At 50.7% G+C, this 5,871-nt stretch carries 9 tRNA genes and 3 rRNA genes; all 12 read left to right on the top strand.

Annotated features, from left to right (window positions below):
* Positions 1–72 precede the first annotated feature (72 nt).
* The 12 genes from rrf to AB9L17_RS25125 all read left to right on the top strand — a co-directional run bounded on the left by rrf (position 73) and on the right by AB9L17_RS25125 (position 5,829).
* Positions 73–188, top strand: a 5S ribosomal RNA gene (gene rrf, locus AB9L17_RS25180).
* A gap of 10 nt (positions 189–198) precedes the next feature.
* Positions 199–275: transfer RNA gene (locus AB9L17_RS25175), tRNA-Val, on the top strand.
* A 3-nt stretch (positions 276–278) separates the two neighbouring features.
* Positions 279–356 (top strand) — tRNA-Thr (locus tag AB9L17_RS25170).
* Positions 357–363: 7 nt separating this feature from the next.
* A tRNA-Lys gene (locus tag AB9L17_RS25165) sits at positions 364–439 on the top strand.
* A 20-nt stretch (positions 440–459) separates the two neighbouring features.
* A tRNA-Leu gene (locus AB9L17_RS25160) sits at positions 460–544 on the top strand.
* 46 nt (positions 545–590) lie between these two features.
* A tRNA-Gly gene (locus AB9L17_RS25155) sits at positions 591–665 on the top strand.
* A 5-nt stretch (positions 666–670) separates the two neighbouring features.
* Positions 671–759 (top strand) — tRNA-Leu (locus tag AB9L17_RS25150).
* A gap of 17 nt (positions 760–776) precedes the next feature.
* Positions 777–853 (top strand) — tRNA-Arg (locus AB9L17_RS25145).
* A gap of 10 nt (positions 854–863) precedes the next feature.
* A tRNA-Pro gene (locus AB9L17_RS25140) sits at positions 864–940 on the top strand.
* A 16-nt stretch (positions 941–956) separates the two neighbouring features.
* Positions 957–1,032: transfer RNA gene (locus AB9L17_RS25135), tRNA-Ala, on the top strand.
* Positions 1,033–1,179: 147 nt separating this feature from the next.
* A 16S ribosomal RNA gene (locus AB9L17_RS25130) occupies positions 1,180–2,719 on the top strand.
* A 182-nt stretch (positions 2,720–2,901) separates the two neighbouring features.
* A 23S ribosomal RNA gene (locus tag AB9L17_RS25125) occupies positions 2,902–5,829 on the top strand.
* The 16S, 23S and 5S rRNA genes sit together here with 9 tRNA genes alongside, the layout of an rRNA operon.
* The last annotated feature ends 42 nt before the right edge of the window (positions 5,830–5,871 follow it).

Raw genomic sequence — 5,871 nt, 5'->3', positions numbered from 1 at the left:
ACAAGAAAGTTTTTTAAAAAAAGCTTGCAATTATAACAAAATGTGTTATAATAAATCTTGTCTTTAAAATAGTCTAGTGATGATGGCAAAGAGGTCACACCCGTTCCCATACCGAACACGGAAGTTAAGCTCTTTAGCGCCGATGGTAGTTGGGGGCTTCCCCCTGTGAGAGTAGGACGTCGCTAGGCATTATACCCAGGAGGATTAGCTCAGCTGGGAGGAGCACCTGCCTTACAAGCAGGGGGTCGGCGGTTCGAGCCCGTCATCCTCCACCATTTGCCGGTGTCGCTTTCAGTTGGTAGAGCAACTGACTTGTAATCAGTAGGTCGTGGGTTCGACTCCTATCGCCGGCACCATAGTTTTGAGCCATTAGCTCAGTTGGTAGAGCATCTGACTTTTAATCAGAGGGTCGAAGGTTCGAGTCCTTCATGGCTCACCATTTAATTGCCAACAAAATATGCGGGTGTGGCGGAATTGGCAGACGCACTAGACTTAGGATCTAGCGCCGCAAGGCGTGGGGGTTCGACTCCCTTCACCCGCACCATTTTTAGAATTTCATAATTGCCAGGATAAATAAATCTTATGCACATGCGGAAGTAGTTCAGTGGTAGAACACCACCTTGCCAAGGTGGGGGTCGCGAGTTCGAACCTCGTCTTCCGCTCCAAATGTGCCGGGGTGGCGGAACTGGCAGACGCACAGGACTTAAAATCCTGCGGTAGGTGACTACCGTGCCGGTTCGATTCCGGCCCTCGGCACCATTTTATTTTTATAATTAGCGCCCGTAGCTCAATTGGATAGAGCGTCTGACTACGGATCAGAAGGTTGTGGGTTCGACTCCTGCCGGGCGCGCCAATAAAACAAACGGAATGTAGCTCAGCTTGGTAGAGCACTTGGTTTGGGACCAAGGGGTCGTAGGTTCGAATCCTGTCATTCCGACCATTTTTTCTTAAATTTTGGGGCCTTAGCTCAGCTGGGAGAGCGCCTGCCTTGCACGCAGGAGGTCAGCGGTTCGATCCCGCTAGGCTCCACCAATTAAAATAAATGAACCTTGAAAACTGAACAAGCAAAACGTAATCAATAAAGTTTTTAGTAGCTAACCTTGAGTTAGTGAACGAAACAAAATTTTGGACATCAAACATGATGCCAGCAAAACAATTTGAGCTAATCAAATTTCTTTTTAACTGAAGAGTTTGATCATGGCTCAGATTGAACGCTGGCGGCAGGCTTAACACATGCAAGTCGAGCGGAGTGATGGTGCTTGCACTATCACTTAGCGGCGGACGGGTGAGTAATGCTTAGGAATCTGCCTATTAGTGGGGGACAACATTTCGAAAGGAATGCTAATACCGCATACGTCCTACGGGAGAAAGCAGGGGATCTTCGGACCTTGCGCTAATAGATGAGCCTAAGTCGGATTAGCTAGTTGGTGGGGTAAAGGCCTACCAAGGCGACGATCTGTAGCGGGTCTGAGAGGATGATCCGCCACACTGGGACTGAGACACGGCCCAGACTCCTACGGGAGGCAGCAGTGGGGAATATTGGACAATCGGCGCAAGCCTGATCCAGCCATGCCGCGTGTGTGAAGAAGGCCTTATGGTTGTAAAGCACTTTAAGCGAGGAGGAGGCTACTGAAGTTAATACCTTCAGATAGTGGACGTTACTCGCAGAATAAGCACCGGCTAACTCTGTGCCAGCAGCCGCGGTAATACAGAGGGTGCAAGCGTTAATCGGATTTACTGGGCGTAAAGCGCGCGTAGGCGGCTAATTAAGTCAAATGTGAAATCCCCGAGCTTAACTTGGGAATTGCATTCGATACTGGTTAGCTAGAGTGTGGGAGAGGATGGTAGAATTCCAGGTGTAGCGGTGAAATGCGTAGAGATCTGGAGGAATACCGATGGCGAAGGCAGCCATCTGGCCTAACACTGACGCTGAGGTGCGAAAGCATGGGGAGCAAACAGGATTTAGATACCCTGGTAGTCCATGCCGTAAACGATGTCTACTAGCCGTTGGGGCCTTTGAGGCTTTAGTGGCGCAGCTAACGCGATAAGTAGACGCCTGGGGAGTACGGTCGCAAGACTAAAACTCAAATGAATTGACGGGGGCCCGCACAAGCGGTGGAGCATGTGGTTTAATTCGATGCAACGCGAAGAACCTTACCTGGCCTTGACATAGTAAGAACTTTCCAGAGATGGATTTTGGTGCCTTCGGGAACTTACATACAGGTGCTGCATGGCTGTCGTCAGCTCGTGTCGTGAGATGTTGGGTTAAGTCCCGCAACGAGCGCAACCCTTTTCCTTATTTGCCAGCGAGTAATGTCGGGAACTTTAAGGATACTGCCAGTGACAAACTGGAGGAAGGCGGGGACGACGTCAAGTCATCATGGCCCTTACGGCCAGGGCTACACACGTGCTACAATGGTCGGTACAAAGGGTTGCTACCTAGCGATAGGATGCTAATCTCAAAAAGCCGATCGTAGTCCGGATTGGAGTCTGCAACTCGACTCCATGAAGTCGGAATCGCTAGTAATCGCGGATCAGAATGCCGCGGTGAATACGTTCCCGGGCCTTGTACACACCGCCCGTCACACCATGGGAGTTTGTTGCACCAGAAGTAGGTAGTCTAACCGCAAGGAGGACGCTTACCACGGTGTGGCCGATGACTGGGGTGAAGTCGTAACAAGGTAGCCGTAGGGGAACCTGCGGCTGGATCACCTCCTTTCTAAGGATATTTTCGGAATACAAACCTAGGGTTTGTAAGATTACGTTTTGCGTTCAGTTTTGAAGGTTCATTCTTCTGAATGAAATACTTCAAAACTTGTTCTTTGAAAACTGGATAAAACGACATTGAAATTGTAACAAACACATTTATTTTTTTAAGTTTTTTTATAGGCTTAATAACTTGGTTAAGTTATTAAGGGCGCACGGCGAATGCCTTGGCACTAGGAGCCGAAGAAGGACGGCACTAACACCGATATGCTTCGGGGAGCTGTAAGTGAGCTTTGATCCGGAGATTTCCGAATGGGGGAACCCACTACGTTTAATCGCGTAGTATCTTGACGTGAATACATAGCGTCTTGAAGGCAGACCCAGGGAACTGAAACATCTAAGTACCTGGAGGAAGAGAAAGAAAAATCGATTCCCTGAGTAGCGGCGAGCGAAACGGGAAGAGCCCAAACCAAGAGGCTTGCCTCTTGGGGTTGTAGGACACTCAATACGGAGTTACAAAAGAGCGAGTTAGATGAAGCGACTTGGAAAGGTCCGCCAGAGCAGGTAAAAGCCCTGTAGTCGAAAGTTCGTTCTCTCCTGAGTGGATCCTGAGTACGGCGGAACACGTGAAATTCCGTCGGAATCCGGGAGGACCATCTCCCAAGGCTAAATACTACCTAGTGACCGATAGTGAACCAGTACCGTGAGGGAAAGGTGAAAAGCACCCCGGAAGGGGAGTGAAAGAGATCCTGAAACCGTGTGCCTACAAGTAGTTAGAGCCCGTTAATGGGTGATAGCGTGCCTTTTGTAGAATGAACCGGCGAGTTACGATTACGTGCGAGGTTAAGCTTTAGAAGGCGGAGCCGCAGCGAAAGCGAGTCTGAATAGGGCGAATTAGTACGTGGTCGTAGACCCGAAACCAGGTGATCTACCCATGTCCAGGGTGAAGGTGAGGTAACACTTACTGGAGGCCCGAACCCACGCACGTTGAAAAGTGCGGGGATGAGGTGTGGGTAGCGGAGAAATTCCAATCGAACTTGGAGATAGCTGGTTCTCTCCGAAATAGCTTTAGGGCTAGCCTCGTGATGAGAATACTGGAGGTAGAGCACTGTTTGGACTAGGGGGCCATCCCGGTTTACCGAATTCAGACAAACTCCGAATGCCAGATATTTATACACGGGAGTCAGACTGCGAGTGATAAGATCCGTAGTCAAAAGGGAAACAGCCCAGACCACCAGCTAAGGTCCCAAAGTAATCGTTAAGTGGAAAAGGATGTGGCGTTGCACAGACAACCAGGATGTTGGCTTAGAAGCAGCCATCATTTAAAGAGTGCGTAATAGCTCACTGGTCGAGTGACGCTGCGCCGAAAATGTATCGGGGCTAAACGATTCACCGAAGCTGTGGATTGACATCTACGATGTCAGTGGTAGGAGAGCGTTCTAAGTGCGTTGAAGTCAGATCGGAAGGACTGGTGGAGCGCTTAGAAGTGAGAATGCCGGTATGAGTAGCGAAAGACGGGTGAGAATCCCGTCCACCGTATGACTAAGGTTTCCTGAGGAAGGCTCGTCCGCTCAGGGTTAGTCGGGACCTAAGCCGAGGCCGATAGGCGTAGGCGATGGACAACAGGTTGATATTCCTGTACCACCTCCTCACCGTTTGAGAAATGGGGGGACGCAGTAGGATAGGGTAAGCGCGCCGTTGGTTGTGCGCGTCCAAGCAGTAAGGCGTGTGTGTAGGCAAATCCGCACACTGTAACGTTGAGCTGTGATGGCGAGTCCGTATGGACGAAGTTCCTGATTTCACACTGCCAAGAAAAGCCTCTATCGAGGTGAGAGGTGCCCGTACCGCAAACCGACACAGGTAGTCGAGGAGAGAATCCTAAGGTGTGCGAGAGAACTCTCGTTAAGGAACTCGGCAAAATGACCCCGTAACTTCGGGAGAAGGGGTGCTCTTGAGCGTGCAAGCGCATGAGAGCCGCAGTGAATAGGCCCAGGCGACTGTTTAGCAAAAACACAGGTCTCTGCAAAACCGTAAGGTGACGTATAGGGGCTGACGCCTGCCCGGTGCTGGAAGGTTAAGAGGAGTGGTTAGCGCAAGCGAAGCTGCGAATTGAAGCCCCAGTAAACGGCGGCCGTAACTATAACGGTCCTAAGGTAGCGAAATTCCTTGTCGGGTAAGTTCCGACCCGCACGAAAGGCGTAACGATCTGGGCACTGTCTCAACGAGAGACTCGGTGAAATTATAGTACCTGTGAAGATGCAGGTTACCCGCGACAGGACGGAAAGACCCCGTGGAGCTTTACTGTAGCCTGATATTGAATTTTGGTACAACTTGTACAGGATAGGTAGGAGCCAGAGATCTCGGAGCGCCAGCTTCGAAGGAGGCGTCGGTGGGATACTACCCTGGTTGTATTGAAATTCTAACCCATGCCCCTTAGCGGGGCAGGAGACAGTGTCAGGCGGACAGTTTGACTGGGGCGGTCGCCTCCTAAAAGGTAACGGAGGCGCCCAAAGGTTCCCTCAGAATGGTTGGAAATCATTCGTAGAGTGTAAAGGCACAAGGGAGCTTGACTGCGAGACCTACAAGTCGAGCAGGGTCGAAAGACGGGCTTAGTGATCCGGTGGTTCCGCATGGAAGGGCCATCGCTCAACGGATAAAAGCTACCCCGGGGATAACAGGCTTATCTCCCCCAAGAGTCCACATCGACGGGGAGGTTTGGCACCTCGATGTCGGCTCATCGCATCCTGGGGCTGTAGTCGGTCCCAAGGGTTGGGCTGTTCGCCCATTAAAGCGGTACGCGAGCTGGGTTCAGAACGTCGTGAGACAGTTCGGTCCCTATCCGTCGTGGGCGTAGGAAATTTGAGAGGAGCTGTCCTTAGTACGAGAGGACCGGGATGGACACACCGCTGGTGTACCAGTTGTCTTGCCAAAGGCATCGCTGGGTAGCTATGTGTGGACGGGATAAGTGCTGAAAGCATCTAAGCATGAAGCCCCCCTCAAGATGAGATTTCCCATTACGCAAGTAAGTAAGATCCCTCAAAGACGATGAGGTAGATAGGTTCGAGGTGGAAGTGTGGTGACACATGGAGCTGACGAATACTAATCGATCGAGGACTTAACCAAAATGTTTGAAACATTCAATGCACGTTTATCCAGTTTTGAAAG

The sequence above is a fragment of the Lysinibacillus sp. RS11 genome, assembly GCF_042019215.1.
GTDB classification, from domain to species: Bacteria; Bacillota; Bacilli; order Bacillales_A; family Planococcaceae; genus Lysinibacillus; species Lysinibacillus xylanilyticus_A.
Note: the sequence above shows the minus strand (reverse complement) of the source record. Positions and strands in the feature narration are given on the sequence as shown.